A 26,759-nucleotide genomic window follows, 5' to 3' on the forward strand; every position below is an offset into this window, starting at 1 on the left:
CCCGCCCCGGGGAAGGGGACCCATGACGACGCGACCTCTCACCGTGGTCACCGGCGGCGGCCGGGGCATCGGTGCCGCCACCTGTGTGCGGCTGGCCGGCGACGGGCACGACATCGTGTTCGGCTACGCCTCGGACACCGGGGCCGCGGAGCGGACCGCCGAGCAGGTGCGCGCGACCGGGGCCCGGTGCGCGGCGGTGCGCATGGACACCTCCGTCGAGGCCGACGTCGACCGGCTGTTCGACACGGCGGAGGCACTGGGTCCGGTGACGGGCCTGGTCAACAACGCCGCGGTGACCGGGCCGCTGGGCCGGTTCGCCGACGCCGACACCGCGGTCCTCAGGCGGGTGGTCGACGTCAACGTGCTCGGCTACCTGCTGTGCTGCCGCCGGGCGGCACGGGACATGGGGAGCCGGGGGTCGGGTGCGATCGTCAACGTCTCCTCGGCCGCAGCCACCCTGGGCAGCCCGGACGAGTACGTCCACTACGCGGCGACCAAGGCGGCGGTGGACGCCATGACGGTCGGCCTCTCCAAGGAGTTGGGACCGTCCGGAATCCGGGTCAACGCGGTCGCCCCCGGGGTGATCGAGACCGACATGCACGCCGCCATGGGCGACCCCGGCCGCCCCGCCCGGGCGGCGGCGACGATCCCGCTGCGACGTGCGGGGCGTCCCGGGGAGATCGCCGACGCGATCGCCTGGCTGCTGTCCCCCGAGGCCTCCTACGCGAGCGGAACGGTGCTGCGGGTGGCCGGCGGCAGGTGAGGCCGCCTCCGGCCGCCCGGGTTTCGCCGGGGGACCCCGGGGCAAGGGTTCTCTGCACAGGAGGTTGCCCCCCGTGGAGACGACGCCCCTAGTCATCCTCGTCCTGGTGGTGATCGTGGCGGCCCTGGGCGCCGGGATCGCCCTCCGTTCCGCGATCCTCCCGGCGCGCCGCACGGCCCGGCTCAGACGGCGCTTCGGCGCGGAGTACGACCACGCCCTGCACCTGCACGGGAACACCGCGGACGCCGAGCGCGACCTCTCCGAGCGGCTGTCGCGCCGCTCCTCCCTGAGACCGCGCGCCATCCCCGACGAGCTGCGCGACGACCACGCGCGCTCCTGGGTGGCGGTGCAGCAGGGGTTCGTCGACGACCCCGAGCGCTCGGTGCGGGACGCGCGGGCGGTCATCGCGGCGATCGCCCTCGACCTGGGGCACCCGCCCGGGGAGGAGTTCGAGCGCCTGCTGGGGACCCTGTCGGTGGACCATCCGGCGGAGGTCGCCGAGGTGCACCGGGTCCGGGGGGACGGCACCGAGGGCACCGAGCACCTGCGCGAGCTGCTGGTGGCCCACCGGCGGCTCGTGGAGGCCCTGCTGGGCGGGACCGGTGTACGCGGATCGGAGGCGCAGCGGTGAACCATTCCGAAGCGGCAGGCCGGGTGCGCTGGACCCTGCGCGCACACGAGGGGGGCGCGCGGACGGCGCGCGCCGCGGCACGACGGAAGGCGGACACGGTGGCTGAGGAGACCGGCGAGGCGGCACCGGCGCGCGGCGGCGGGCCCACCGCGGAGGACGGCTGGCGGCCCCGGCCGCGCGGGGTGAACCCGGGGTCGGCCCGGGACCGGATGGGCGGCGCGGTCACCGGGTTCGTGGACGACCCCCGCGGCGCGGTGGCCGAGGCGGACGCGCTGGCGTCGGAGGTGGCCGACGCCCTGGTCGCCGAGATCGAGTCCCGGCGGGCGGCGCTGCGCGCGGCGTGGGACGAGGACGCCGACACCGAGACCCTCCGGCTGGCGCTGCGCTCCTACCGCTCCTTCGTCCAGAGCCTGATCACGGGCAGATAACATCTGCCCGCACAAAAAGCCCGCCCGAACTGCGAAAAAGCGACCTGTGCGCGTTTTTGGAACACCTCGCCCGGACCTCGAGTAAACGGCCCCTGCGGGCACGGTGAATACCGCTTCGATCGCACCGAAGCCGGAGCGGAGACCCCGGCGGAACACCTTCCCTTCCCCGGGGCGACGGCCCGTCACAGCCGGTCCGTGCCGCGGGCCCGGGGACGCCGAAAGCACGTGCCGGCGCTCCCGGGCCCGCGATATTTTTTTCCGGGCTTTCACTTGGGAGAACGCGGCTCCGCCCGCCCGGGAAACGCCTGTCCGCCGTTTCCCGGAAAAGGACCCGGGCAGGGGATGAGGCATAGGAGGTGAACCCTCGTGGACACGACGACGTACATCATCATCGGCGCGGCGGTCCTGCTCGTCCTCGCCGTCGCCCTGGTCCTCTCCCTCGGGAGCGGCAGGGTTCCGATGGGCAACCGCACCCGGCTGCGCAAGCGGTTCGGCGGCGAGTACGACCACGTGCTCATGACCAGCGGCGACACGAGGTCCGCGGAGCGCGAGCTGTCCCGGCGGCTGGACCGGCGCAGGGAGGTCCGGGTCCGGCGTCCCACGGACGCGGAGAAGGACCGGTACCGGGAGGCGTGGCTCGCGGTCCAGCAGCGGTTCGTGGACGACCCGGCCGGCGCCCTGCGGGGCTCCCGGCGGCTCCTGACGGAGGTCTCCGTCGCGCTCGGCTACCCGGAGGATCCCTCCGGGATCGACGACGACTCCTTCGAGTACCGCCTCGCCGACCTGTCGGCGGACCACGGAGACGAGGTCGCCGCCGTGCACCGGACCGTTCGTACCGACACGGACACGACCGACACCGAGCACCTGCGCGAGGTCCTGGTGGCCCACCGCGGCCTCCTGGAGTCCCTGCTGGGCGGTGCGGCCGTCCGGCCGGCCGCGCACGCCGTGACCCCGGAGGTGGCGCGATGAAGCGGAACGAGGAGAACACACCGGGCCGGCGCGCCCGCGCCGCGGGAGCCGGGGCGGAGGTCCACGACCGCCCCGAGGGGACCGGGGTGGAGGCCGTCACCGTACCGGCGGCCAGGTCGCGGACGGCCCCTCCCGACCCCGGACACGGGGGGCACGGGGGCGGGGGGCCGTCCGGCCCGTCCGGCCCGTCCAGGGGCGACGAGATACGCGAGCGCATGGCCGCCGCGGTCAACGGCTTCGTAGACGATCCCGGCAAGGCCGTGGGCGAGGCCGACCTGGTGGCCGAGGAGGTGGTCCGGACGCTCATCGAGGGCGTCGAGGCCCGCCGGTCGGAGCTGCGGTCCGCCTGGGAGGGCGGCGCCGACACCGAGAACCTCCGTGTGGCGCTGCGCGGCTACCGGGCGTTCGTGGAGGAGATCCTCGACGGCCGCCCCCGCTGACGGCCTCCGGAACCGTCCGTACCGCCCCGGGACCTTCGCTCCCGGGGCGGTACGCGCCGTGGGCGGGCTGTAGCATCGTGGCCGGATCTTCCCCTGTCCGCGCCCCCGCCGTGCCGGAGAAGGCCGTGGGACGGGGCTTTTCGGCACGAACGGGAGCGGATGTTCATGGATGTTGAAGAAACCCAGGTCATGAGCCGGACCGGCGAGTTCACCACCACCCTGAGCTGGCAGGAGTCCGTGCGCAGCCGGGTCGCCGCGGCCATGGACCGCTTCGCCGGGCCGATCGCCGACCTGGCGGACCGCGACGCCAACGAGGGGGACACGCGGCTCCTGGTCGCCGACTTCTTCAGCGTCGGCCTCAATTTCAGCAAGTACCACGACCTCACCACCGACTACCGGACGGGCGGGGAGTCCAACGACTACGCCATCGTCCTGGACGGGAAGCTGTTCGCTCCCGTGGAGGTGCGGGGGATCGGCCAGGACCTGGACCTGCGCAACATCCAGATGGCCCGCCGCCTGGCCTCCCAGGAGGGCGCGGAGTGGGTCTTCCTGACCAACGGCCGGGCCTGGCGGGTCTACCACCTGCGTCCGGAGGGCTCGGGGGTCCGCCCGGTCGTGGTGGTCGACGCGGACCTGGCCGACCCGGCCTCCTACCACCGCAACCTGGACCAGCTCTTCCACATCACCCGCGAGGCGGTCGTCCACGGGCGGCTGGACGCCCTGCGCCGGTGGCGCGAGGCAGTGGAGGCCGCGCCGCTCTCCGGTCTGGTGACCGAGGACTCCGTGGTCGCGGCGGTGCTGCGGGAGCTGAGCGAGCGCACCGGTCACCCCGGGCACGCCGGGGACGCCGAGGAGGTGCGCCGCATCCTCACCGAGCAGGTGGTGGCGCGCGGCCTGGCCCCCGCCGAGGCCGGTGGGGCGCCCGAGGCCGATGGGGCGGCCGGGGAGGCCGGGGAAGAGGAGTGACCGCGGCGGCCGGATCCGGACGGTCACCCGTCGGAACCGCGTGCGCGCGAAGGGCGCCGTAGGGGCCGGTGCACGCCCCGACCCCCAGAGGTGCTCCTTCGCATGCGGTTCCGAACCCTCGTCGTCCCCGCGGTCCTGGCCGCCGTCCTCACCGGCTGCTCGAACGTCGAGCTGACGGCGACGCAGCGCATGAACGACCTGCTCCCGTTCCAGGAGGAACTGCCCGACGGCTACGTCCGCGAGTGGATCGACATGGACGGTTTCGACGGGAGGCTGTCCAGCGCCGAGCACATCTCCTCGGTGTCCTCCTCGTCCTGCGGGGACGCGCTGGCCGAGCCGCCGGACGTCTTCCCCGAGGGGACCGGCGAGGGCGCCGCGCTGAGCCTGCGGCCGCCGGCCGGCCGGGTGCCCGCGGAACCGGTCGGCCCGGCTCCGCGGGCACTCGCACGCCCCCGCCCGGCCGGAGGCCGCCGCCCCCTGGCACCGCCCGGCGCGGCGGACCGGCGGGGCGCCCCCGCCACCCGGGCCGGGAACCGCGCGGTTCCCGGCCCGGACGGAGATCCCTCCGACAACCCCCATTGACACGTGTGACGGGCGACACAACAATGGTCGTACCTTTTGTCTGGGAGCGCTCCCAGACCGTTCGCGGCCGGCTGCTCGGCCCGCCCGGAAGGACGACCCCCCTTGAGTCCACGAAGAACCCCCGCGGTCCTGGGCACCGCCGCCCTCCTGACCCTCCCCCTGACCTCCGCCCCGGCCCTGGCCGACGACGAACCCGTGGAGCAGATCGTCAACGGCGACTTCTCCGACGGGACCTCCGGCTGGTGGGGCACGCCCCAGATCGAACTGACCGTCACCGAGGACGAGGTCCTGTGCGTCGAGGTGCCCGGCGGCACCTCCGACCCGTGGGAGGTCATCGTCGGCCAGAACGACGTACCGCTCGTCGCGGGCGAGTCCTACACCTTCTCCTTCACCGCCTCCGGCACCGCCGAACGCCCCGTCCGGGCCCTGGTCCAGGAAGCGGTCGACCCCTGGCGCACCGAACTCGACGAGCGCCCCGTCCTCACTCCGGAGATGGGCGGGTACGAGTACGTGTTCACGGCGGGGGCCGACCACGACGCCGCCCAGGTCGCCTTCCAGGTCGGCGGAGCCGCCGACCCCTGGACCCTGTGTCTGGACGACGTCTCCCTGCTCGGCGGGGCCGAGCCCCCCGTGTACGTGCCCGACACCGGCCCCCGCGTGCGCGTCAACCAGGTCGGCTACCTGCCGCAGGGCCCCAAGAACGCCACCGTGGTCACCGACGCCGCCGATCCGCTGCCCTGGAGCCTGGCCGACGCCGACGGCACCGTCGTCGCCACGGGCGACACCGTTCCCCGCGGCCTGGACGACACCTCCGGGCAGAACGTGCACACCATCGGCTTCGGGCACGTCACCACCCCCGGCGAGGGCTACACCCTGACCGCCGACGGGGAGACGAGCCACCCCTTCGGGATCGGCGCCGACCCCTACCGGTCCCTGGCGACGGACGCGCTGGAGTTCTACTACACCCAGCGCAGCGGCATCGAGATCCTCGACGGGATCGCCCCCGGGTACGCGCGGGAGGCCGGGCACGCCGGTGTCGCGCCCAACCGCGGCGACACCGAGGTCACCTGCCACCCGAGCACCCCCTGCGACTATTCGCTCGACGTCTCCGGCGGCTGGTACGACGCCGGGGACCACGGCAAGTACGTGGTCAACGGCGGCATCTCCGTGCACCAGCTGATGAGCGTCTACGAACGCGCGCACGCGGCGCCCACCGGGGACCCCGAACGGGTCGGCGACTCCACCCTGGCCGTGCCCGAACGCGACAACGGGGTCCCCGACGTCCTCGACGAGGCGCGCTGGGAGATGGAGTTCCTGCTGTCCATGCAGGTGCCCGCGGGCGAGGAGCTCGCCGGGATGGCGCACCACAAGGTCCACGACGAGCGCTGGACCGGGCTGCCCCTGATGCCCGCCGCCGACCCCCAGCCCCGCTACCTGCACGCGCCCTCGACCGCGGCCACCCTCAACCTGGCAGCGACCGCCGCCCAGTGCTCGCGGGTGTTCGCCCCCTACGACGCCGAGTTCGCCGCCACCTGCCTGACGGCGGCCGAGACCGCCTGGGACGCCGCCCGGGCCCATCCCGACCGCTACGCCGAGGTGGGTGGCGAGGGCGGCGGGCCCTACAACGACGACGAGGTCGCCGACGAGTTCTACTGGGCCGCCGCCGAGCTGTACCTGGCCACCGGCGCCGCGGAGTACGAGGAGGCGGTGACGTCGTCGGAGCTGCACACCGCCGACGTGTTCACGGCCGACGGCTTCGACTGGAGGTGGACCGCCCCGCTGGGCCGCCTCCAGCTGGCCACCGTGCCCAACGGCCTGCCCGACCGGGAGGCGGTGCGCGCCTCCGTGGTCGAGGGGGCCGAACAGTACGCGGACGCCGCGGCCGACCACCCCTACGGCCTGGCGTACGCCCCGGCGAGCGGGGTGTTCGCCTGGGGCTCCAACGGCCTGGTCCTCAACAACCTGGTGGTGGTCGCCACCGCGTACGACATCGACGGCGACACCCGGTTCCGGGACGCCGTCCTGGAGGGCATGGACTACATCCTGGGCCGCAACGCCCTCAACAGCTCCTACGTGACCGGGTACGGAACGGCGTACACGGAGAACCAGCACAGCCGCTGGTACGCGCACCAGCTGGACCCGTCCCTGCCCAATCCGCCGCCGGGCACCCTCTCCGGCGGGCCCAACTCCGACACCGCGACCTGGGACCCGATCGCGCAGGCGAACCTGGACGGGTGCGCACCGCAGTTCTGCCACATCGACGACATCGACTCGTGGGCGACCAACGAGCTGACGATCAACTGGAACTCGACCCTGGCCTGGGTGTCGGCGTTCGCGGCCGACCAGGGCGACGCCGCACCGCCGGCGGAGTCCACCTGCGAGGTGGACTACCGGGTGCACGGCACCTGGGAGGGCGGGGCCACCACCCAGGTGGTCGTGCGCAACACCGGCGGTGAGGCGCTGGCCGACTGGACCCTGGCCTGGTCCTTCCCCGGTTCCCAGACCGTGCGCGAGCACTGGAGCACCAACCTGACGCAGTCCGGGCGCGCGGTGACCGCGCACGCCCTGGACTGGAACGCCGAGATCGGCGCGGGCGACGAGGTGACCTTCGGTTTCACCGGGTCGCGCGGACCCGGACCGAACGCCTCACCCGAGCGTTTCACGCTCAACGGGAGCGTCTGCCGCTGATCCTCCCCGGCGGTGCGCACTCCCGAGCGCACCGCCGGCCGGGAGGGGGCGGGGACCCGCAGGAGAGCGCGGACCCCGCCCCCGCCCCGGGCTACCCTTCGGCCCGCGGCCGCCTGCGCACCAGGAACAGGGAGATCACCCCGGCCGCGATGAGCAGTGCCGCTGCGGCGACGGCGCCGAGCACGGACGTTCCGGTGACCGGCAGCCCGCCCCTGTCCGGGGGCCCGTCCGGGGCCGGGGGCCGCGGGCCGGGTCCGCCCGGCTCGGGCGACGGGCTCGGCTCCTCACCGGGCGACGGGCTCGGTGACGGGTCCGGTGTCGGGCTCGGCGACGGACTCGGGCCCGGTCCGGGCACGAAGGTGTTGCGCACCCGGCACGTGACGTGCTCGCCCAGGCCGACCTCCACCGTGCCGCCCGCGGCGAGCTCCTCGTCCGAGCCCTCCGCCCGGCAGCTCCACGGGCCCGCGGTGTACCCCTCGGGGCCCGCCTCGCCCAGCTCGTAGCCGCCGGGGACGACCGCCGCCCCGGTCACCGCGGGGTCTCCCCCGGGACCGCTGACCGTCCCGCCGTCCCCGGCCGCCGTCAGCGTCCAGTCGCCGGGCCCGGCCGTGCCGCCGCCGGTGTTGTCCACCTCCTTGACCAGCGTCAGCCGGGTGTCGCAGGTGAACGCGTTGTACACGGTGTAGCGGTTGTGCTCCGCGGGCAGGGCGAACCCGAAGTCCTCCCGGTACCTGTCCTCGCGGGTGCCCTCCGCCCCGGGTTCGAGGCCGTCGAAGGGGCTCTCCTCCCCCTCGGGCCGGGCCTCGGCCAGCACCAGGAAGCACTGCTCCGGCGCCGTCATGACCTCCTGCCCCGCCACCGTGCCGCCGACCGTGTACCCGCCCCGGGCCTCGCCCCAGGGCTGCGGGGCGAGGGCCTCGCCGTCGGCCAGGCTCAGGGCGGACCCGAACCCGTCGGGCTGCTCCCCCTCCGGGTAGACGAGCCCGTCGATCCACCAGGACTTGTCAACGGTGAGGTCGGCCGGCGGTTCCGGCGCCTTCTGGTTGTAGACGGTGCAGTTCACCGGGGCCGCCGCGGGCACGGACACCGCGAAGGCGGGGTCGTCGCCCGGCCGGGACTCGACGTCGAGGGGCTCGCCCCCGCCCTCCCCGGTCAGCTCCACGCAGCGCGCGGTCTCGCCGTCCTGGGACACCAGCCGGTAGCCGTCCCGCTGCCGCTCGGTGATCTCGACGACCGCCGACTCCGCGCCGTGCGGGTAGGTCAGGGCGAAGTTGACCGTCCCGGTCCCGTCGGCCCCGGTGGTCGCCGAGGCCGGGTCGACGGCGGCCCCCTCCGTCCCGGTCCCGGCCTCGAAGGTCCAGCCCGGGCCGGCCGGCACCGCGCCGCTGAGATCGCCCTCCCCGTTCCCCTCGGGGACGATCATCTTGGTCACCGACAGGCTGCCGGAGCACATCTGCCCGACCATCTCGCGGATGGCCTCGCCGACGGCCCCGAAGTCGCCGGTGTGCAGGTGGTCGGCCTCCAGCATGTTCGACCCGTCGAACTCCACGGGCCCGGTGACCGCCCGCAGGTTCAGTTCGGTCTCCGTGTCGATGCCGTCGCCGACCCCGGCGGCGACCAGCCTGGAGCCCTTCTCCTTGAGCAGGTTCGCGGAGAAGACCGCCTCCTCCACCTCCCGGAAGCGGGTGAAGCTCCCCGGCCCCTGCTCGTTCCGGTAGAAGGTGGGGTCGCCGTCGGTGATCATCAGCACGAGGTCGTAGTGCGCCTGGGCGCCCGCCACCGTATCGAGGGCGACGTCCCAGTTCGTCCCGCCCTCGGCCGCCCAGTCCCGGTACAGGGCCTTGAAGGCGTCGGCCTGCTCGGGGGTGGTGACGGGTACCAGGTCGGGGTGGTTCTCCCCCTGCTCCGCCGGGGAGGAGCTGGAGAAGGAGAAGAGGGCCATCTGGGACGGGGTCCCCACGAGGGAGTCCGTGATGGTGTCGGCGGCCTGTTTCAGCTCGGGGAGCTCGTCCTCCACCGAACCGGACGTGTCCAGAAGCAGTGCGATGTCCAGTCCGCACCGCTGCGGGAGGGGGACGTTGTCGCGCGAGACCTGCCAGTACCCGCCGGAGGCGTCCCGGGCCGCGCCGCCGCCCTGGGCCATGAACTCCGCGCCGGAGGTGTAGGTCCCGCCGGGTTCGAGGAGCGGCGTCCTGAACACGTAGGGGTCCGCCTGCGAGGCTTCGCCGCTGCCCTCCCCGGTGCGCAGCGCGGGGTTGGAGAACCACCCGTCGGGGACCCCGACCTCCTTGACCCAGAGCCGGGTGGTGCCGTCGGTGCCGGGGACGGTGAAGGCGCAGGTGCCGCCGGTGGAGGTGCACTCGGCCACCGGTTCCGCGTCGTCGGCGTTCTCGAACAGCCCGAGGACCACACCGTCCAGTGCGCCGGGCGTGTCCCCGGCGCGGACCCCGCCGACCTTCACGACGACCTCGGAGCCGGTCGGGACGGGCTGGGCCGAGGCGCCTCCGGACGTGACCGCGACCATCGAGAAGGCGCCGATCAGCGCGAGGGCCGCGGACAGCGGCCCGCGTCCCGGTCCGGACCGTCGCGCACCCCTGGGGAACACGGACATAGCTCACCCTCCGCAGTTAATTACTACTTAGAGTAATCAAGCGGAGGGTGGGCAACGGGATGATCCTCCCCGCGTGTCACCCGCGCCCCGGATACCGAGCACTCACCCCAAAGGCACCAGGAACAGCCGATCGTCCTCTTCGACCGGGTCGCCCCGGCCGTCCCGGTTGCTGGTGGACAGCCACAGGGCGTCGCCCTCGGAGGTGACCACGACCGTGCGCAGCCGCCCGTACTCCCCGGTGAAGTGCGCCGTCGGCTCCCCGACACCGCCGTCCCCGGTGAGCGGGACCTCCCACAGTCGGGCACCGCGCAGCGAGGCCACCCACAGGGAGCCGCCCGCCACCGCGGCGCCGCTCGGCGAGGCCTCGTCGGTGGTCCAGGTGACCAGCGGGTCGACGAACCCGTCGCCGCCGCCCTCGCCCTCCACCTCGGGCCAGCCGTAGTTGCCGCCCGGCTCGATGAGGTTGACCTCGTCCCACTCGTCCTGGCCGAACTCCGTGGCGTACAGCCGCCCCTCCTCGTCCCAGGCCAGGCCCTGGACGTTGCGGTGGCCGTAGCTGTAGGTCGCGTTGCCGAAGGGGTTGTCCTCGGCGGGCTCGCCCTCGGTGGTGATCCGCAGGATCTTGCCGCCCAGGGAGTCCCTGTCCTGGGACAGCGACGGGTCCCCGGCGTCGCCGGTGCCGGCGTACAGGAAGCCGTCGGGGCCGAACGCGATCCGGCCGCCGTTGTGGTTGCCCGCCGCGGGGATGCCGTCGAGCAGGGTCTCCTGGCCGGTCAGGCCCTCCTGCGGGTCGTACTCCAGGCGTGCGATCCGGTTGTCGGAGGAGGAGGTGAAGTAGACGTACACGTAGGGCTCGTTGGGGAAGGCGGGGTCGACGGCCAGCCCCAGCAGCCCGCCCTCGCCGCCGGGGGACACGCCGTCCACCGAGCCCACCGTCGCAACGGTGCCGTCCTCGGCCACCCGGACCACCTCGCCGGAGTCCCGCTCGGCGACCAGCACCGAGCCGTCCGGCAGCACGGCCGCCCCCCAGGGGACCTCCAGGCCGGTGGCGTGGACACGGGGCTCCCCCACGGCCGCCCCAGCCGTGCCCGGGGCGCCCCCGGCGCCCGGGTCCGCACCGCCCGCCGTGTCGCCGGACGTGCCGCCGGCCCCGCAGGCGGCCGTCAGGGCCGCCGCCGCGGCGGCGGCCGCGGCCCGCCCCGCCGCTCCTGTGCGCACTGTGGATCTCATGCCCGCCCCTTACCCGCCGACGCGCCCCCGACCCGCCCGGGCCCATGTGTGAACCCGGGGATTCGGGTCAGGGGAATGCACACGACCCGAGGGAGGGGCACGATGGGCAGGAGAGAGGGCTCCCCTCCGCGACACCCGTGGCTCAGGGGCTCGGTGCGCGGAGCGGTGGGATCCATGGCCATGACCGGGATGCGGCAGGCGACCGTGGGGCTGGGGCTCGTCGAGCGCACACCGCCCGACGAGATCCTGCGGCAGGGCGTTCCGCCGCTGCTGGAGGCCTTCCCCGAGAACAGGAGGACCGCGGTCATCGAGCTGGCCCACTGGACGTACGGGGCGACCGCGGGCACCGTGTTCGCGCTCCTCCCGAGGGGGCTGCGCGCGTCGCGCCTCACCGGCCCCGTCTACGGCGTCCTCGCCTGGGGGCTCTTCGAGGTGCTCCTCGCCCCGGCGCTCGGCCTGGGGCACGCCCGGAGGGACCACCCCGGGGAGCGGTGGGCACTGCTCGCCGACCACGTGTTCTTCGGTTTCGTCGTGGGGGCTCCCCCGGAGACCAGCGTGGCCGGCGGCCGGGAACCGGAGGAGGACGACCCCGAGGACGGTGGCGGGCGCGCCTGAGGCGCCGACCGTCCCGGGCTCGGGGCCGGCGCCGGCCGGGGCCGCGGGCCGGGGCCGACGCTACCCCTCCTGGGCCTTCTGCAGCCGGACGTAGGCCAGCTGGAGCCAGTCGGAGACCGCCACCGCGCTGAACACCGCGCCCGCGCTCCGGGTGAGCCCCGGCGCCAGGACCAGCCCGAAGGCGTACCCCGTGGCGATCCACTGCGCGGTGCAGAACGGGCAGGTGATCAGCTCGCCGGCGGCCTTGCGCCCGCCCTCTCCCCGCACCTCCTCGGAGAGCTCCGCCGGCGCCGAGGCCCCGCGGAAGCGGGTGAAGAACGCCCGCAGCGGGCTGGTGACCGGGTCCTTGGCCAGCAGCCGGGAGACCTTGTGGGTGGTCAGCCCCATGAGCGCGAGGTCCCACGGCCCCACCCGGGCGTCGCTCCGGCGTCCCGCCAGCTTCACCGCCACCAGGCCCGCGCCCACGGAGGCCGCGTAGACCGCCATCGCCGCCGCGTAGCCGCCCAGGGGCTGGTCGCTGCCGTCCCGGTAGATCTCCGCCTCCCGGCGCACCGCCTCCTTGGCCCCCTGCACCGGGTCGGTGGCGTCACTGTTCATGGTCGGCACTCCTCTCCCCTTCGCCCTCCCCCGTGCCCGGCCCCCTGCGGTCGGCCCAGGCGTGCAGGGCGTCCGTGTCGTCGGCGTACTCCAGGTTCATGGCGGCCTCGATCAGGGCGAGGTGGGTGAAGCTCTGGGGGAAGTTGCCCAGCATGGAGCCGTCGGACGCCATCTCCTCGGCCTGGAGCCCGAGGGGCCCCGACCGGCCGCACAGCTCCTCGAACCGCCGGCGCGCCTCCTCCTCCCGCCCGGCGAGCGCCAGGGCCGACACCATGTCGTAGGAGCACAGGAGGAAGGCCCCCTCCGGGGACTCCAGCCCGTCGTCGGTCTCGGCCGGGTCGTAGCGGTGGACGAGGAACCCCGCCTCCCCCAGCTCCTCGTCGACGCGCGCCAGCGTGCCCAGGACCCGGGGGTCGTCCCCCTCCAGGAAGCCCAGCAGCGGCAGCCGCAGCAGGGAGCCGTCCACACGGGAGGACCCGTAGTAGCGGACGAACGATCCGGTCTCCGGGTCGTACCCGCGCCGGAGGACCTCGGCCCGGATCGCGTCGCGCTCGGCGGCCCAGCGCTCCTCGGGGACCTCGTCCTCGCGGCCGGTGAGCCGGGCCAGCCTGATCGCGCGGTCCAGGCAGACCCAGGCGTAGACCTTGGAGTTGGTCCAGTGCCGCCGCTCTCCGCGGACCTCCCAGATCCCCTCGTCCGGCTCCCGCCACACGTCGGCCGCCACGGTCGCCACGGACACCAGGCGGGCGAGGTCCTCCTCGCTCAGGCGCCCGGTGACCTGGTGGTAGTACAGGGCGGCATCGAGGATGTGGCCGTAGACGTCGAGCTGGTGCTGGCCGTGGGCGTCGTTGCCCACCCGCACCGGGCGCGATCCCAGGTGGCCGGAGAGGTGGGTGAGCTCCTCCTCCTTCGGCGGCGGCGCGCCCCGGACGGTCTGGACAGGCGAGATCCAGCCGCGGGGCTCACCGCACGCGCTCAGCAGGAAGCGCAGGTACTGCTCCGCCTCCTCGATGTGGCCCAGCCGCATGAAGGTCAGGACCACCAGGGGGGCGTCGCGGTGCCAGACGTAGCGGTAGTCCCAGTTGCGCTCCCCGCCCGGCCACTCGGGCAGGGAGGTGGTGGGCGCCGAGATCAGCGCCCCCGTCTCCTCGTGGAGCAGCCCCCGCAGCACGAGCAGGCTCCGGTCGACGTGCTCGGCCCCGACCCCCCGGTAGTCGCTGCGCCCCGCCCACGCCCGCCAGGCGGCGAGGGTCTCCTCCAGCAGGGCCCGCCCCTCCTCCTCGCCCACCGCCCGTTCCCCGTGCAGGTAGTCCAGGCACATCAGGGCGTGCTCCCCGGCGGAGAGCTCGGCACGCCATTCGACGTCGCCGTCCTCGTCCACACGCAGGGCGGGGCCGCCGGAGAGCAGCAGCCCCGACGTCGTCTCCGCCAGGTGCTCCCCCCGCTGCTCCCACGCCGGGCTCCCGCGGCCGAAGTCCGGCCGGACGGACAGGCGCGAGCGCACCGCGGCGGCGCCCGAGCGGCACTCCACCATGCGCAGCAGCAGCCCCTCCCGGAACAGGTCCGCCCCCTTCCCGTTCCGCCGCAGGGCGAGCAGGTCGAGGACGGCCACCTCCGTGTCCTCGCCCCGCCAGACGCTCTCCAGTACGAGGCTGTCGTCCAGGTAGGAGCGCTCCGCCGGGCGCGCGTCCGCCACCTCCATGGTCCAGCGGCCGCCGCGCTCCGGGTCGAGGAGGCCGGCCAGGAACGCCGGCCCGTCGAAGGCCGGAGCGCACATCCACACCACCGCCCCGTCCGCTCCGACGAGGGCCGCGGTGTGGCAGTCGGAGAGGAAGGCGTGGTCACCGATGTCCGTGGTCATCCGGTTCATGGGCGTCTCCGCGACGGTCGATTGCGCCGTTCCGATCCGACTGCCCCGGAAGCCCGGAATGAAACCGCAGGTGGGGCCGGACGGGCGGGGACATGAAACGCGCGGCGCCGGGTAGTGGCCACCGGCGCGCGAACGACCGGGTGACTCGGAGGAGGAACCGGGGTGGACGAGAGGACCGGGGTGGACAGGACACCGGGGGACCGGGGGGTGGCGGTGGTCAGCGGGGCCTCCGCGGGCGTGGGCCGGGCCACCGCCCGGGAGTTCGCCCTGCGGGGGTACTCCGTGGCCCTGCTGGCGCGGGGACGGGCCGGGCTGGAGGCCGCCCGGCGGGAGGCCGAGGCCCTGGGGGCGCCCGCCCTCGCCGTGGAGGTGGACGTGAGCGACCCCGCGGCCGTGGACGGCGCTGCGGCGCGGGCCGAGGAGGAGCTGGGGCCGGTCGACGTGTGGGTCAACTCGGCGTTCGCCTCGGTCATCGCCCCGTTCACGCGGACCGGGCCCGAGGAGTACGCGCGGGCCACGGACGTCTGCTACCACGGCTACGTGAACGGTACCCGGGCCGCCCTGGCCCGGATGCTCCCCCGGGACCGGGGGGTGGTCGTGCAGGTGGGGTCGGCGCTGGCCTACCGCGGTATCCCCTACCAGGCGGCCTACTGCGGCGCCAAGCACGCGGTGCGCGGGTTCACCGACTCCGTGCGCGCCGAACTGCTCCGCGACGGTTCGCGGGTGCGGTTCACCGAGGTGCACCTGCCCGCGGTCAACACCCCCCAGTTCTCCTGGGTGCGTTCCCGCATGGGCGCCCGGACCCGCCCGGTGCCCCCGGTCTACCAGCCGGAGGTGGCGGCCCGGGCCATCGTGTGGGCGGCCGAGCACCCCCGCAGGAGGCGGTACCTGGTGGCGCCCTCGACGGTGGCCACCGTGCTGGGGCAGCGGTTCGCGCCCCGGCTGCTGGACCTCTACCTGGCCCGCACCGGCTACGAGGGCCAGGTGCGCGACGCCGCCCCGCCGGAGCGGGACAACCTGTTCGCCCCCCTGGACGCCGAGCACGACCACGGGGCCCACGGGGAGTTCGACGACGAGGCCCGCGAGGTCAGCCTGCTCCAGGAGGCGAGCCGGCGCCGCGGCGCCCTGGCGGTCGCGGGCCTGGCGGGTTTCGCCGCGGGGGCGGGGGTCTACGGCCTCGTCCGGGCCGCCAGGTCCTGACCGGGGCAGGCGGCACGGCCACAGGAGCCGAACACGAGGAGGGGACATGGCCGAGCACGACGAACGCGCCGACGCCGTCTGGGACGCGTTCCACGCGGTGGTGAACATGACCGGCGAGGAGCTGCGGGAATGGCTGCTCACCGACGCCTCGGGCGAGGAGGCCTTCGAGCGGACCGAACCCGACCTGGGCGTGTCGCCGAGGGGCGAGGAGGTGGTGTCCGTGCTCCGCAAGCGGCGCACGGACCTCACCGGTGCGGACATCGACCTCATGGAGCGGGTCACGGACCACGTGCGCGGGCTCCTGGCCGAGCCCCGCCGCGAGGACCCCGCCTGGCGGCGGTCCCTGATGTCGGTGGGGCACGACCCGCTGCGCCCGGACTCGGTCCGCCCCGACGAGGAGGACCTCACGGGCTGACCCCGCCCGGAGCGGGCGGGGGTTTTCCACAGGCTGTGGACGGTCGGGTCACAGGCCCCAGAGGCAGACGGCGGTGCGGTCGTCGTCGTGGCCGTCCGCGCGGAAGTCCAGCTGCCAGGCGAACTCCATGCGCCCCGGGACCCGGCCCGAGCCCCACTGGGCGGCCAGCCGTTCGGCGGTCTCGGCGTCGGCCATCGGGCCGGACAGCCCGGAACCGCACAGCAGGAGCGCCTCCCCCGGGGCGATGCGGTGGCCGTTGACGTGGATCCCGTCCGGGTCGGCGGGCAGGGTGGCGGGCAGCGGCTCCCATTCGCCGCCGCGCAGCAGGCGGGCGGACGCGACGTCGGTCCCGAACAGCAGGCAGTCGGTGGTCTCGCCCTCGGGCGACAGGCGCAGCAGCGCCGCCGTCAGGGCGCCCGTGGGCCCGTACTCCAGTGCGCGGCCCAGGAGTTGCGCGCACAGCTTCCGGAAGTGCTCGGGGTCGCGCAGCGGCGCGGCGAGCCCGGCGATCTCGGCCGCCGCACCGCGCCACAGCAGCCGGCGGACCCGGTCGGCGTCCCTGACCGAGGGGAACGCGCAGGCCGTGACGGCCAGAACGAACGGCTCCCCCGCGTGCTCCAGGGGGTACAGCCCGAAGGACTCCTGCCGGGGCAGGCCCCGCGCGCGGTTGCGGTCGCCGCGCAGGGACACCGCGCGCAGCGCCAGCCCGGGATGGTCGGCCTCGTCGATGACCGTGTCCGGCACGGGGCGGGGCGGCAGCCCCACCGCCCGGCCGGGCAGGCCGGTGTCGCGCGCGGCGGCCTCGGCCTCCACGCCCAGCAGGTCGCCGCCGATCTCGCCCACCGTGGGCAGGCCCAGCTCGTCCCGGAGCAGGACGGTCGTCTTCGTCGCGTCCGGCGAACGCTCGGCCAGCAGCGATCGGCTGGCGCCGCTGACGGTGTCGCCGCCGTCGTCCAGGAGGTCGTTGACCTCCTCCGGCCCGTCGTCGTCCCCCGCCAGCAGATCACCCGTGTGCGTTCCGTCCACCAGGTCCCTTCCCCCCTCGGTCGCGCCCACGTGTGGGACTCCCGGCGGCGGCCCGGGGTTCCCGGCCCCGGTGACCGGTTCAGGACGGGAGTCGGCGGGCCAGCAGCAGCACCAGGGCACCGGCCGCGGTGAGCAGGACGCCGCCGTGCACGAGGACGGCGGCGCGGGGGCCGGTGTCGGGCAGCCGGTCGGGCCTCCCGAACAGGCCGCCGCTCCGGCGGACGAGGGACGGGGACGCCCCGCCGGCGAGTGAGGAAGCCACGTCGGCTGGTGAGGACACTCCGCCCGCGAGTGAGGACGACTCCGCGGCGATGATCGCCGCGGCCGCCTCCTCAGAGCGGTCGACCAGGTCCTGCGGGGTGATCCCGAGCATGCCCGCCAGCTCGTCGACGGAGCGCCGGGACAGTCCGCGCACCCCGTCGACGCCCAGGTGCTCGGCGAGGTCGAACACGGAGACGCCCAACCGGTCGGCGAGGTCGACGAAGGCGAGCCGGCCCGCCTGCCCGGCCGCGGCCTCCAGGTCGGGCCACTGCGCCAGGGGCGTGCCCCGGCAGGGGCCGGTCCGCTCGACGGGGAAGCGCTGCCACTCCCGCGAACCCTCGTGCTCCTCGCCGTTCCCGAGGCACTCCGGTGACGGTGAGGCGGAGGGCGCCGGGTCGGCGGGGGCCTCTTCCCCGCCGGGCTCCCCGGGGGTCCCGGAGTGCCCCTCCCCGGGTGCCCCACCGTGTTCCCCGTGCGGCGACGCCTCGGGGGCGTCGCCGTCCCCGGCGGTCCCCGGAGCCTCCACCGTTCCGGACGGGCCGACGGGCCCGGGAACGGCCGAGGACTCTGACCGCCCGTCGGTCCCGGGCGCCTCCGGAGTCTCAGCGGCACCGGGCCGGTCGACCGGCTCGGGGACGGCAGAGGAGTCCGTTCCCCCGCCGGTCCCGGGTACCCCACCGCCCCCGGTGGCCCCGGGCGTCCCCGCCGCGCCGGACGGATCGGCGGACCGGCCGGGCTCGGGCGCACCCCCGGACCCCGCCCACTCGGCGGCCTCCGCCGCCCCGGACGGACCGGCGGCCTCCCCGCCCCTCGCCTGCGCGGTGACGTCGCAGAAGACGGTCCCCTCCCCCGGGGCCAGGTGGAACACTCCGTCGTCGCCGGGGAACACCTCGACCGGCACGCCCTCCCCGGTGCGGCAGTCGGGGTCCCGGCCGGGGACCTCCAGCCACGGGCCGTCCGCCCGGAGCGCGGGCGCCGCCGGGCCTCCGGTCAGCACCAGCGCACAGGAGCCGTCCTCGCGGACGTGCGCGCAGACCTCCTCCCCGGCCGCCGCCGACGACGGCGCGGGAGAGGCCAGGACCGCCAGCACGGCGACCGCGGAGGCCCCGGCGGTGGCGCGCGCCAGGGACGAGAATCGTGAGGACACCGCACACCGCTTTCCGAGACACTTTGACCACTAAAAGTAATCAATCGGATTCGTTGTGCGACCGAGGCGGCGTCCGCGTGTCCCTGGGACATGATGGGGACATGCGCACTCCCCCGATCACCGTGCAGCGCGTCTCCGTGTGGTGGACCAAGGCGGGCCGCGACGCCCGGTCCGCGGACCTGCGGCGCGGGCTGCCCGACGCCTTCCCCCTGCCCGACCTCCCCGGGCCGGATCCGGAACAGGTCCTCCTCCACAACGTGGAGATGTGGGAGCGGTGGGACTACGAGCCCCGGGAGGAGGCGCGGTACGTCCCCCGGTCCGAGATCCCCTGGTCCCTGCGCCTGCGCGAACACGGCGGCCTGCTGACCGTGTCCCGCGCGCCCGGGGGCACGGAGGCCTTCCCCCGGCGTTGGCCGCGCCCCCTGTTCACCCTGCGGCCCGGGGAGGTCGGCCGCTACCGGGCGAACTTCCGCTTCACCGCCCTGTCCCACCAGTCGGACTGGACGTACGGCGACTGGACCCTGCGCATCGGGTACCGGGCCCCGCGCGACTCCGCGCCGGCCGTGGACGTCGACGACCGCGTCCACCTCTACGGCGGCTGACCCCCGGCACGGGAAGGGCGGGCGGAGACCGCCACAGCCCCGCCCGCCCGGATCGAGTATTCCTGGGTGCCCCACCGGTGAACAGCCCACGGCCCCACCTGGTGGCCCGGATTCCCGGCCGCATTCCTTCCCCGGGGCGCGGCGCCCCATCCGGGGCTTCGGTCCCTTGTCGCCCCGGGGCCGCCCGGAACGCGGTCAGGCGTCCTTCTGCTTGTCCACCCACGCGGTGAGCGGCTGCCCCTGGATGGCGGCGGCCATCAGCTCCGGGAAGACGTCCGGGGTGCAGGCGAACGCCGGGACCCCCATCTCCGCCAGCGCGGCCGCGTTCTCGCGGTCGTAGAACGGCGCGCCCTCGTCGGACAGCGCCAGCAGGACCACCACCTGGACCCCCGCCGCCTGCATGGACGCGACCCGGCGCAGCATCTCCGCCCGGACACCGCCCTCGTACAGGTCGCTGATCAGCACGAAGATCGAGTCGTCGGGCCGGTCGATCAGCCCCTGGCAGTACGCGATCGCCTTGTTGATGTGCGTGCCGCCGCCCAGCTGGGTGCCGAACAGCACCTCCACCGGGTCCGTGAGCTGCTCGGTGAGGTCCACGACCGCGGTGTCGAACACGACCAGCGAGGTGCGCAGCGTCTTCATCGACGCCAGCACCGCGCCGAACACGCTCGCGTACACCACCGACGACGCCATGGACCCGCTCTGGTCGATGGCCAGGACCACGTCCTTCTGCACGCCCTGGCTGCGCCGCCCGTACCCGACGAGGGTCTGCGGCACGATCGTGCCGTGCTCGGGCAGGTAGTGGGCGAGGTTGCGGCGGATGGTCGCGTTCCAGTCGATGTCGGAGACGCGGCGCGGCCGGTGGGTGCGGGCGGAGCGGTCGATGGCGCCCTGCACCAGCGAGCGCGTCTTCTGCGCGACCCGGCGCTCCAGGTCCTCGACCACCCTGCGCACCAGGGCGCGGGCGGACTCGCGCGCCTTGTCGGGCATCACCCGGTTGAGGGACAGCAGGGTGCCGACGAGGTGGACGTCGGGCTCGACGGCCTCCATCATCTCGGGCTCCAGGAGGAGCTGTTGCAGGCCCAGCCGCTCCATGGCGTCCTTCTGCATGACCTGGACGACGGTGGAGGGGAAGTACTCCCGGATGTCGCCGAGCCAGCGGGCCACCCGGGGGGCGGAGCCGCCCAGGCCCGCGGAGCGCCGGTCGCCGCCGGTGCCGGAGCCTCCCGCGTCGCCCCGGTTGTAGAGGGCCTCCAGGGCGGAGTCCATGGCCTGGTCGGTGGTGCCCAGCCCGGAGGGGCAGCGCGCCTCCCGGCCCAGCACCAGCCGCCAGCGGCGCTCGCGCTCGTCGATGGCGTCCGTGGCGTTCACGATGCGCGCTTCCTTCCGTCGGTGAGGATGGCCAGGGCGGTGGCCAGGGCGGGGGCGGCCCGGTCGGCGTCCACGGCGGCCCGGGCGCGGACCTCGACCCGGCGGGCGCCGCCCAGCCGGGCCGCGGCCTCGCCGATCTCGCGGCGCTCGGTGCCGTCGAACGCCCCGAAGGTGCGGCGCAGCAGCGGCAGCACCGCGGTGAACCGCTCCTCGGGCAGGCCCAGCAGCCAGGCGTCGATGAGGCCGAGCATCCGGTCGTCGTGGACCAGCACGAGCCCGCTCCCCTGGAGGAAGCCCTCCAGCCAGGCCGCGGCCGCCGCGGGCTCGGTGCCCTGGGACATGGCCAGCCCCAGGCGGCGGCGCAGCTCGTCGGCGTCGATGTGCCCGGCGTCGGACAGCATCCGGTTGAGGCGCCCGGAGATCCGGCCGGGCAGGGTCTCCCGGCGGGCCAGGGAGGCCAGGGTCGCCTCCCACTCGGCGAGCGCCTCGCCGCCCAGCAGTGTGGCGGCGGAGTGCGTGTGGTCGATCCGGGTGACGAACCGGGCCGCGGCCTCGTCGTCGAGGCCGTGCACGGCCGGGGGCAGCCCCACGCAGACCCGGCGCAGGATCTGCTCGGCGACGGTGCGCAGGTGCGCGGCGTCGGTGCCGCGCACGTCGCCGTAGCGGGCGGAGCGGGCCAGCGGCGGCAGTGCCCCCATCAGGTGGGTGACGTCGCCGTCGGTGGCGGCCCGGTCGGTGAGCAGGGACAGCACGCCGGGCAGGGCGTCGGCCAGGTCCGCCAGCAGGCACTGCTCGGTGAGGGCGGTCAGTTCGGGCAGGTCGGCGTCGGCGGCGCGCTCGGCGGCCCGGGCCGAGGCGGCCCCGGCGACGGTGGTGCCCCACCGGCTGGCCTCGATGAGCGCCACGTCCAGCTCGGGCTCCCAGCGGATGCGCCAGGCCTCCCGGAAGGTGCCCTTGCCGCCGGAGGTCTCCTGCGGGTCGCCCCAGCGGACGTCGAGCATGCGCAGCCGGTGCAGCAGGACGCTGCGTTCACGGTGCCCCTCCTTGCGCAGGTCGAGGTCGAGGTCGCGGTCGAACGGCTCGGCCTTGAGGCGCAGCCGCTTCTGGGCGGCGATGACGTCGCGCTGCAGCGGGACCATGGGCGTGGTGGGCGGCACCGAGCCCATGCGCTCGCCGATCGCCATGGCGTGGTGCACCAGGGCGGCGCGGACGGGTTCGCCCTCGCACAGGACGGCGGTGAGCGCCTCGGACACCTCGTCGAGCCCGGCCAGGGGGCGGCCGCGCAGGACGGCGAGGCTCTCGGCGAGCCGCACGCCCTCGATCACGTGCGAGGAGGACACGTGGTGGCCCTCCTCGCGCAGCCGCCGGGCCGCCTCGGTGAGCCACCGGTGGATCGGCAGGTCGGGGGCGGTGTACAGGTGGTGGTACCAGCCGGGGGCGGTGACCCCGGCGCCGTAACCGCTGGCGGAGGCCAGCCGGCCGTGGGTCCAGGGCACCCAGGTGGCGTTGACCTTGACCTTGGGCAGGCCCTTGAGCAGTCCGGTGTCGGCGCTGACGGGGAAGTCGGCGACGCCGCGCAGGGCGGGCGCGTGCCAGGCGCCGCAGACGACGGCGACCCGCTCGTGCCCCTGCTTGAGGGTGGCCCGCAGCACCTGGCGCATGTACGCCTCGCGGCGGGCGCCGCGGCCCTGCTCGGGGCCGCTCTCCTCCCGGACGGCCGCCATGGCGTCGGCGATGGCGGGGAACGGCGAGGGCTCGCCGTCGCCGCGCTGCTCGACGACGTCGTCCCACCAGCGTTCGGCGTCGTCGTACCCGGCGGCCTCGGCGAGCACGCCCAGGGGGTCCAGACGCAGCCGGTCGCGGCCGACCGCCTCGGGGTCCTCGGTGACACCCTCCTCGGTCGCCGCCCCGTCCTCCTCCGACGCCTCGGTCTCGGCGAGCCGCTCGGCCAGGGTGTGCGCGGCGGGCAGGTCGCAGAACCGCACCGGGACGTCGTTCTCGGCGGCGTAGCGCAGCGCCTCCCACTCCGGTGAGAACGCCGCGAACGGCCAGAACGCCCACCCGTCGCCCGCCGCCACCCTCAACGGACGGCCTCCGGCCGCAGTAGTCTTCTTCCCAGCAGCAGACGCCGCGGCGTCCTTGGGCGGGTCCGCCAGGTGCACCAGCAGCGCCACCGGCGGCTCCAGCTCCCCCACCAGCGGGATCAGCGCGTCCGCCTCCGGCGGCCCCTCGATGAGGACCGCGTCCGGCTTGATCTCGGCCAGCGCCGCCCGGACCGCGCGGGCCGAACCCGGCCCGTGGTGCCGCACGCCCAGGACGTGCAGACCGCTCGTGTCCAGTCGTGCCATCAGGCGCCCACCTCGCGGCAGGCGCGGTAGAACTCGCCCCAGCCCTCGCGGCCGCGGACCACGGTCTCCAGGTACTCGCGCCAGACCACGCCGTCGGACACCCGGTCCTGGACCACGGCGCCCTGGATCCCGGCGGCCACGTCGGCGGGGCGCAGCACCCCGTCGCCGAAGTGCGCGGCCAGCGCGATCCCGTTGGTGAGCACCGAGATCGCCTCGGCGGTGCTCAGCGTGCCGCTGGGCGACTTGACCTTGGTGCCGTTGTCCTCGGTCACCCCGGACCGCAGCTCGCGGAACACGGTGACCACCCGGCGGATCTCGTCGAGCCCGGCGGGCACGTCGGGCAGCTCCAGGGACCGGCCCAGCTGCTCCACCCGCTGGGTGACGATGCGGACCTCGTCCTCGGCGCTGTCGGGCACCGGCAGCACCACGGTGTTGAAGCGGCGGCGCAGCGCGCTGGACAGGTCGTTGACGCCGCGGTCGCGGTCGTTGGCGGTGGCGATGATGTTGAACCCGCGCTGGGCCTGCACCTCGATGCCCAGCTCGGGCACGGGCAGCGCCTTCTCCGACAGCACGGTGATGAGGCCGTCCTGCACGTCGGAGGGCATGCGGGTGAGCTCCTCGATGCGGCCGATGGCGCCGCGCGCCATGGCGGTCATCACGGGGCTGGGCACCAGCGCCTCCCGGGAGGGGCCCTCGGCGAGCAGCCTGGCGTAGTTCCAGCCGTACCGGACGGCCTCCTCGGAGGTGCCCGCGGTGCCCTGCACCAGGAGCGTGGAGTCGCCGGAGATCGCGGCGGTCAGGTGCTCGGACAGCCAGGTCTTGGCGGTGCCGGGGACGCCGATGAGCAGCAGCGCGCGGTCGGTGGCCAGGGTCGCGACGGCGACCTCGACGACGCGGCGGGCGCCGATGTACTTGGGCGTGATCTCGGTGCCGTCCTCCAGGGTGGCGCCCAGGAGGTACTGCGTCACCGCCCAGGGGGAGAGCCGCCAGCCCGGGGGGCGCCGCCGGTCGTCCGCCTTGGCCAGCGCCTCCAGTTCGGCGGCGTAGGTCTGCTCCGCGTGCGGGCGCAGGGCCTGCGCCGCGTCGGTGGAGATGGAGGGGGCGGAGGAGGTGGTCACACGAGCTCCTTGTGCATGTCGAGGCGGAAGCGAAGGGTGTTGAGCAGGCTCTGGTAGGCGTGGTCGCTGGGGCCGCCGCCGACGGCGGCCAGGTTGGGGGTCTCCCTGGGCAGGTCGTGGACCAGTTCGGGCGGCGTGCGCTCGGCGACGAGCAGGCACACGGACCGGTAGCCGCCCTGGTCGCGGTCCCAGCCCTTGCCGCCGAGACGGTCCACGACCTGGTGCACCAGCTTCGCGGTCCAGGGGCCGGGCACCGCGTTGAGCAGGGACCACACGTCGCGGGTGCCGGTGCCGGGGCCGAAGGAGCGCTCCACCAGGGCGCAGCGCTCTCCGACGGGCAGGACGCGCAGCAGCGGTTCGAGCTGGAGGGAGCGGCGGCCGCGGGCGGCCTTGACCATCCGGTCGGTGACCCGGCCCTCCAGCAGGCCCAGGGCGGCGCGGGCCCACACCGCGTCCTCCTGGACGCCGATGGCGTTGAGGAGGGCGTCGTGCAGCTCGTCGTCGCCGGAGCGGGCGACCCGCTCCAGGACCCCGGCGGGATCGGTGCCGAGCAGGTCGGTCCACACGTCGAGCGGTGTGCGGGTGACCAGCGTCCACAGGTACTCGGAGCGTTCGCGCAGGCCGATCTCGCCGGTGGGCCGGGCCAGGGCGAGGTCGCGCAGCAGGCCGGCCTCGTCGGGTTCGACGGGGGTGACCACGACGGTGTCCTTGGGGCCGGGCCCGGCGTGGGCCCGCACGTGGTCGCGCAGCCGGTCGGCGTGGGCGCTGTGCGGCAGCCGGGTGAGCAGGGACAGCGCCAGGCCGCGGACGTTGGCTCCCTTGTCGTCGAGGGCGGTCTCCAGCAGGTCGGCGTCCTCGGGCCCCAGGCCGGTCTCCATCGCCTCCAGCAGGCGGCGGCGCAGTTCGGCCTTGCGCAGGTCGGGCCAGACGGCGGCGAGCAGTTCGCGGCCCCGCGCCGGGTCGGCGGCGCGCAGGGCGCCGAGCATGCGGCGGCGCTCGCCCTCGGTGCCGTGCAGCCAGGTGTCCTCGTCGAAGACGTCGGCGGGGTCGGACTCGGTGAGCAGGTACGCCCAGTCGGGGTCGAACCGGGCCAGCCAGCGCCCGCGCGAGCCGCCGGCCGCGGCCACCGCGGAGCGCAGCGCGCTGTCGCGGGCGCCCCGGTCCAGCAGGGCGGGCAGGTGCTCGGCGGGGGCGCGCAGGCCCGCGGCGGCGACCAGTTCCAGCCACTCGGGCAGGAGCTCGGAGCGGTCGGCCAGGATCGCCTCCAGGCGCCGGACGGCCTGTTCCCCGACCTCGGGCAGGTCGGGACCGGGGTCGGGGTCGATCGGGTCGACCCGGGCCGGCGTGTACCCGGCCAGGCGGCGCACGGTGGCCAGGGCGGCCCGGTCGAGGAGGGCGGCCGCGCCCTCGCTCTCGCCGGTGGCGGGCAGGTCGGGGGTCTCGGGGACCGCGCGGCGGGCGGTGCCCACGAGCGCGGCGGAGACCAGCAGGTCCCAGGAGTCGGGGGCCGGGGAGGGGGTGGTCACAGGGGGATCGCCTTTCCGGTCCGGTCCCAAACGGCGAGGGGGGTGAGTCCTTCGGCGGGCGACCACTCGGCGGCCACCGTGGCCGGGCGCCCGCCGGTGACCGCCAGCAGGCGCCGGGGGACGCCGGTGGCCAGGGGCAGGGCGTCGCCGCCGGGGTCGGCCAGGTACCAGCGGTCGTCCCGGGCGGGTGCGGCGTCGGCCAGGACCACCGGCCAGGTCTCCCGCCAGGGGTCCTCGGCGAGGACTGCGGCGTGGGCGTCGAGCGCGCCGGCGACCGTGGTGCCCTGGGGGACGGGTCCGGGGAGCTCGGTGCCCGGGTCGGGGACGACCCGGTGGCCGTCGGGGTAGAAGGACAGGTCGGCCTCCACGGCGGTGCCGAGCCGGTAGGGGGTGGTGGGCGCCTGGTCGGCACGGCCGAAGCTGAGGGCCAGGGCGGTGCGCCCGGTCCGGGCGCCGCGCAGCCACACGCGCAGGCCGGTCATGTCGTCCTCGGCGCCGGGGACGGTGCGCCGGCCCAGCACCACCCAGGTGTCGCCGACGCTCTCGCCGCCGGCCCGCACCTCGTCGGCCTTGAGGGTGATACCGACCCGGGAGCGGATCGCGCCGCGGGTGCGCTCGCCCAGGGCGTCGCCCGCCCCGTAGCCGTCGATGAGCAGGTGGAGCAGGCCCAGGTGCTCCAGGACCCGCTCGGGCCAGCTCTCCTGCCGGGCCACGGAGGGCAGCCGGGAGACCCAGCCCGAGGCGCCGCGCGCCTTGGCGTCGGTCAGCCGCTTGGCCATGCGGTCCCAGTGGTCGTAGCCGTGTTTGGGGACCTCGGCGAGCCCGGCGTCGATCTGGTCGTGCAGCCACAGGCGCAGCTCGGCCAGTCCGGCGGCGACGGCCTCCTCGCGGGCCCGCAGGGTGGCGGCCGCCTTGGCCGGGTCGGCGGGGGCCGCCTTGGCGGGGTCCGCGGCGCGTGCCTGCCGGGCGGCCCGCCCGTCGAGCCAGGAGCCGACCCAGGAGGGCTTGTCCTCCCGGTCGGCGACCTCGCCCTGTGCCCACAGGGCGAGCAGGCCCAGGACGTGCTTGCAGGGGATCTTGCGGCTGGGACAGCTGCACTTGTAGGCGGGGCCGGTGCCGCCGTCCAGGTGGACGGCGGCCAGGTAGGGCTTGGAGCCGCTGCCCTGGCACTCGCCCCACACGGCGGAGGTGCCGCCGGCGGACGCGGCGACCGCCCCCCGCTGCGGCCACGACGCCGCCTTGCCCACCTTGACGGCGGCTTTGCGGGACGCGGCGTCCGGGGCGACGGCCCATACGTCGTCGATACTCCATCGGTCGCTCACAACAAGAACACTACGGGTCGACCCCGACAAAAC

At 75.2% G+C, this 26,759-nt stretch carries 23 protein-coding genes; 12 read left to right on the forward strand and 11 right to left on the reverse strand.

What is annotated here, in order from left to right; all coding sequences use genetic code 11:
* Positions 1-22: 22 nt before the first annotated feature.
* From KGD84_RS30685 to KGD84_RS30720, 8 genes are all read left to right on the forward strand, one after another.
* Positions 23-763, forward strand: a complete 741-nt coding sequence (locus tag KGD84_RS30685; RefSeq protein WP_220563783.1) for an SDR family oxidoreductase — start codon at positions 23-25, stop codon at positions 761-763.
* Positions 764-836: 73 nt separating this feature from the next.
* The gene (locus tag KGD84_RS30690) at positions 837-1,394 is read left to right on the forward strand and encodes a hypothetical protein (RefSeq protein ID WP_220563784.1); all 558 of its coding nucleotides are present in this window, start codon (positions 837-839) and stop codon (positions 1,392-1,394) included.
* A 98-nt stretch (positions 1,395-1,492) separates the two neighbouring features.
* Positions 1,493-1,822 carry a hypothetical protein gene (locus tag KGD84_RS30695; RefSeq protein WP_255646902.1) on the forward strand — a complete coding sequence of 110 codons (330 nt, stop codon included), beginning with the start codon at positions 1,493-1,495 and terminating at the stop codon, positions 1,820-1,822.
* 366 nt (positions 1,823-2,188) lie between these two features.
* Positions 2,189-2,791, forward strand: a complete 603-nt coding sequence (locus tag KGD84_RS30700; RefSeq protein WP_220563785.1) for a hypothetical protein — start codon at positions 2,189-2,191, stop codon at positions 2,789-2,791.
* Positions 2,788-3,231: a hypothetical protein gene (locus tag KGD84_RS30705; protein ID WP_220563786.1), complete on the forward strand. Its 444-nt coding sequence runs from the start codon at positions 2,788-2,790 to the stop codon at positions 3,229-3,231. Before KGD84_RS30700 ends, KGD84_RS30705 begins: the two co-directional genes overlap by 4 nt.
* Before the next feature lie 165 nt (positions 3,232-3,396).
* Entirely contained in the window at positions 3,397-4,197 is an 801-nt protein-coding gene (locus KGD84_RS30710) for a hypothetical protein (protein WP_220563787.1), read from the forward strand.
* 102 nt (positions 4,198-4,299) lie between these two features.
* A complete protein-coding gene (locus tag KGD84_RS30715; RefSeq protein WP_220563788.1) occupies positions 4,300-4,779 on the forward strand; it encodes a hypothetical protein in 480 nt (159 codons plus the stop codon).
* Between the two features lie 102 nt (positions 4,780-4,881).
* Positions 4,882-7,467, forward strand: coding sequence for a glycoside hydrolase family 9 protein (locus KGD84_RS30720; protein WP_220563789.1), 2,586 nt, complete (start codon positions 4,882-4,884; stop codon positions 7,465-7,467).
* Between the two features lie 91 nt (positions 7,468-7,558).
* On the opposite strand, the gene KGD84_RS33655 is transcribed toward KGD84_RS30720, so the two are convergent.
* Entirely contained in the window at positions 7,559-10,078 is a 2,520-nt protein-coding gene (locus tag KGD84_RS33655; RefSeq protein WP_220563790.1) for a VWA domain-containing protein, read from the reverse strand.
* A 102-nt stretch (positions 10,079-10,180) separates the two neighbouring features.
* The gene (locus KGD84_RS30730) at positions 10,181-11,308 is read right to left on the reverse strand and encodes a PQQ-dependent sugar dehydrogenase (protein WP_220563791.1); all 1,128 of its coding nucleotides are present in this window, start codon (positions 11,306-11,308) and stop codon (positions 10,181-10,183) included.
* Between the two features lie 174 nt (positions 11,309-11,482).
* Between KGD84_RS30730 and KGD84_RS30735 the strand changes: the two genes are divergently transcribed.
* A complete protein-coding gene (locus tag KGD84_RS30735) occupies positions 11,483-11,923 on the forward strand; it encodes a hypothetical protein (RefSeq protein ID WP_220563792.1) in 441 nt (146 codons plus the stop codon).
* 60 nt (positions 11,924-11,983) lie between these two features.
* Here KGD84_RS30735 and KGD84_RS30740 read toward each other — a convergent pair whose 3' ends face one another.
* Positions 11,984-12,520: a DUF1360 domain-containing protein gene (locus KGD84_RS30740; RefSeq protein WP_220563793.1), complete on the reverse strand. Its 537-nt coding sequence runs from the start codon at positions 12,518-12,520 to the stop codon at positions 11,984-11,986.
* On the reverse strand, positions 12,510-14,390 hold the full coding sequence (locus KGD84_RS30745; protein ID WP_220563794.1) for a glycoside hydrolase family 15 protein: 1,881 nt from the start codon (positions 14,388-14,390) through the stop codon (positions 12,510-12,512). The genes KGD84_RS30740 and KGD84_RS30745 overlap by 11 nt, the downstream gene beginning before the upstream one ends.
* A 162-nt stretch (positions 14,391-14,552) precedes the next feature.
* Here KGD84_RS30745 and KGD84_RS30750 point away from each other — a divergent pair, with 162 nt between their 5' ends.
* Both KGD84_RS30750 and KGD84_RS30755 read left to right on the forward strand, forming a co-directional pair.
* Positions 14,553-15,590 (forward strand): SDR family oxidoreductase, encoded by a 1,038-nt coding sequence (locus tag KGD84_RS30750; protein ID WP_255646904.1) that lies wholly within the window; start codon positions 14,553-14,555, stop codon positions 15,588-15,590.
* Between the two features lie 46 nt (positions 15,591-15,636).
* Positions 15,637-16,005 carry a DUF3140 domain-containing protein gene (locus KGD84_RS30755; protein ID WP_220563795.1) on the forward strand — a complete coding sequence of 123 codons (369 nt, stop codon included), beginning with the start codon at positions 15,637-15,639 and terminating at the stop codon, positions 16,003-16,005.
* A 48-nt stretch (positions 16,006-16,053) separates the two neighbouring features.
* Here the strand turns inward: KGD84_RS30755 and KGD84_RS30760 are convergent, their stop codons facing one another.
* Both KGD84_RS30760 and KGD84_RS30765 read right to left on the reverse strand, forming a co-directional pair.
* Entirely contained in the window at positions 16,054-17,031 is a 978-nt protein-coding gene (locus KGD84_RS30760) for a hypothetical protein (RefSeq protein WP_220563796.1), read from the reverse strand.
* Positions 17,032-17,110: 79 nt separating this feature from the next.
* Positions 17,111-18,439: a hypothetical protein gene (locus KGD84_RS30765; protein ID WP_220563797.1), complete on the reverse strand. Its 1,329-nt coding sequence runs from the start codon at positions 18,437-18,439 to the stop codon at positions 17,111-17,113.
* Positions 18,440-18,540: 101 nt separating this feature from the next.
* Here KGD84_RS30765 and KGD84_RS30770 point away from each other — a divergent pair, with 101 nt between their 5' ends.
* Positions 18,541-19,041 (forward strand): hypothetical protein, encoded by a 501-nt coding sequence (locus KGD84_RS30770; protein WP_220563798.1) that lies wholly within the window; start codon positions 18,541-18,543, stop codon positions 19,039-19,041.
* Between the two features lie 195 nt (positions 19,042-19,236).
* Here the strand turns inward: KGD84_RS30770 and KGD84_RS30775 are convergent, their stop codons facing one another.
* The 5 genes from KGD84_RS30775 to KGD84_RS30795 form a co-directional block, all read right to left on the reverse strand.
* The gene (locus tag KGD84_RS30775) at positions 19,237-20,310 is read right to left on the reverse strand and encodes a VWA domain-containing protein (protein WP_370634672.1); all 1,074 of its coding nucleotides are present in this window, start codon (positions 20,308-20,310) and stop codon (positions 19,237-19,239) included.
* Between the two features lie 98 nt (positions 20,311-20,408).
* On the reverse strand, positions 20,409-22,760 hold the full coding sequence (locus KGD84_RS30780; protein WP_220563800.1) for a DUF5682 family protein: 2,352 nt from the start codon (positions 22,758-22,760) through the stop codon (positions 20,409-20,411).
* A complete protein-coding gene (locus KGD84_RS30785; protein ID WP_220563801.1) occupies positions 22,760-23,878 on the reverse strand; it encodes an ATP-binding protein in 1,119 nt (372 codons plus the stop codon). The genes KGD84_RS30780 and KGD84_RS30785 overlap by 1 nt, the downstream gene beginning before the upstream one ends.
* On the reverse strand, positions 23,875-25,404 hold the full coding sequence (locus tag KGD84_RS30790) for a DUF5691 domain-containing protein (protein ID WP_220563802.1): 1,530 nt from the start codon (positions 25,402-25,404) through the stop codon (positions 23,875-23,877). The genes KGD84_RS30785 and KGD84_RS30790 overlap by 4 nt, the downstream gene beginning before the upstream one ends.
* Positions 25,401-26,651, reverse strand: a complete 1,251-nt coding sequence (locus tag KGD84_RS30795; protein WP_220565404.1) for an SWIM zinc finger family protein — start codon at positions 26,649-26,651, stop codon at positions 25,401-25,403. Before KGD84_RS30795 ends, KGD84_RS30790 begins: the two co-directional genes overlap by 4 nt.
* Positions 26,652-26,759: the final 108 nt, after the last annotated feature.

This window comes from Nocardiopsis changdeensis (genome assembly GCF_018316655.1).
In the GTDB taxonomy this organism is placed as follows: Bacteria; Actinomycetota; Actinomycetes; order Streptosporangiales; family Streptosporangiaceae; genus Nocardiopsis; species Nocardiopsis changdeensis.

Bases quoted from the DNA above. Each gene is read 5' to 3' on its own strand.
- KGD84_RS30715 (WP_220563788.1), top strand. From the start codon at position 4,300: ATGCGGTTCCGAACCCTCGTCGTCCCCGCGGTCCTGGCCGCCGTCCTC.
- KGD84_RS30685 (WP_220563783.1), top strand. From the start codon at position 23: ATGACGACGCGACCTCTCACCGTGGTCACCGGCGGCGGCCGGGGCATC.
- KGD84_RS30740 (WP_220563793.1), bottom strand. From the start codon at position 12,520: ATGAACAGTGACGCCACCGACCCGGTGCAGGGGGCCAAGGAGGCGGTG.
- KGD84_RS33655 (WP_220563790.1), bottom strand. From the start codon at position 10,078: ATGTCCGTGTTCCCCAGGGGTGCGCGACGGTCCGGACCGGGACGCGGG.
- KGD84_RS30755 (WP_220563795.1), top strand. From the start codon at position 15,637: ATGGCCGAGCACGACGAACGCGCCGACGCCGTCTGGGACGCGTTCCAC.
- KGD84_RS30770 (WP_220563798.1), top strand. From the start codon at position 18,541: ATGCGCACTCCCCCGATCACCGTGCAGCGCGTCTCCGTGTGGTGGACC.
- KGD84_RS30775 (WP_370634672.1), bottom strand. From the start codon at position 20,310: ATGGACTCCGCCCTGGAGGCCCTCTACAACCGGGGCGACGCGGGAGGC.
- KGD84_RS30745 (WP_220563794.1), bottom strand. From the start codon at position 14,390: ATGAACCGGATGACCACGGACATCGGTGACCACGCCTTCCTCTCCGAC.
- KGD84_RS30730 (WP_220563791.1), bottom strand. From the start codon at position 11,308: ATGAGATCCACAGTGCGCACAGGAGCGGCGGGGCGGGCCGCGGCCGCC.
- KGD84_RS30735 (WP_220563792.1), top strand. From the start codon at position 11,483: ATGGCCATGACCGGGATGCGGCAGGCGACCGTGGGGCTGGGGCTCGTC.
- KGD84_RS30780 (WP_220563800.1), bottom strand. From the start codon at position 22,760: ATGGCACGACTGGACACGAGCGGTCTGCACGTCCTGGGCGTGCGGCAC.
- KGD84_RS30705 (WP_220563786.1), top strand. From the start codon at position 2,788: ATGAAGCGGAACGAGGAGAACACACCGGGCCGGCGCGCCCGCGCCGCG.
- KGD84_RS30710 (WP_220563787.1), top strand. From the start codon at position 3,397: ATGGATGTTGAAGAAACCCAGGTCATGAGCCGGACCGGCGAGTTCACC.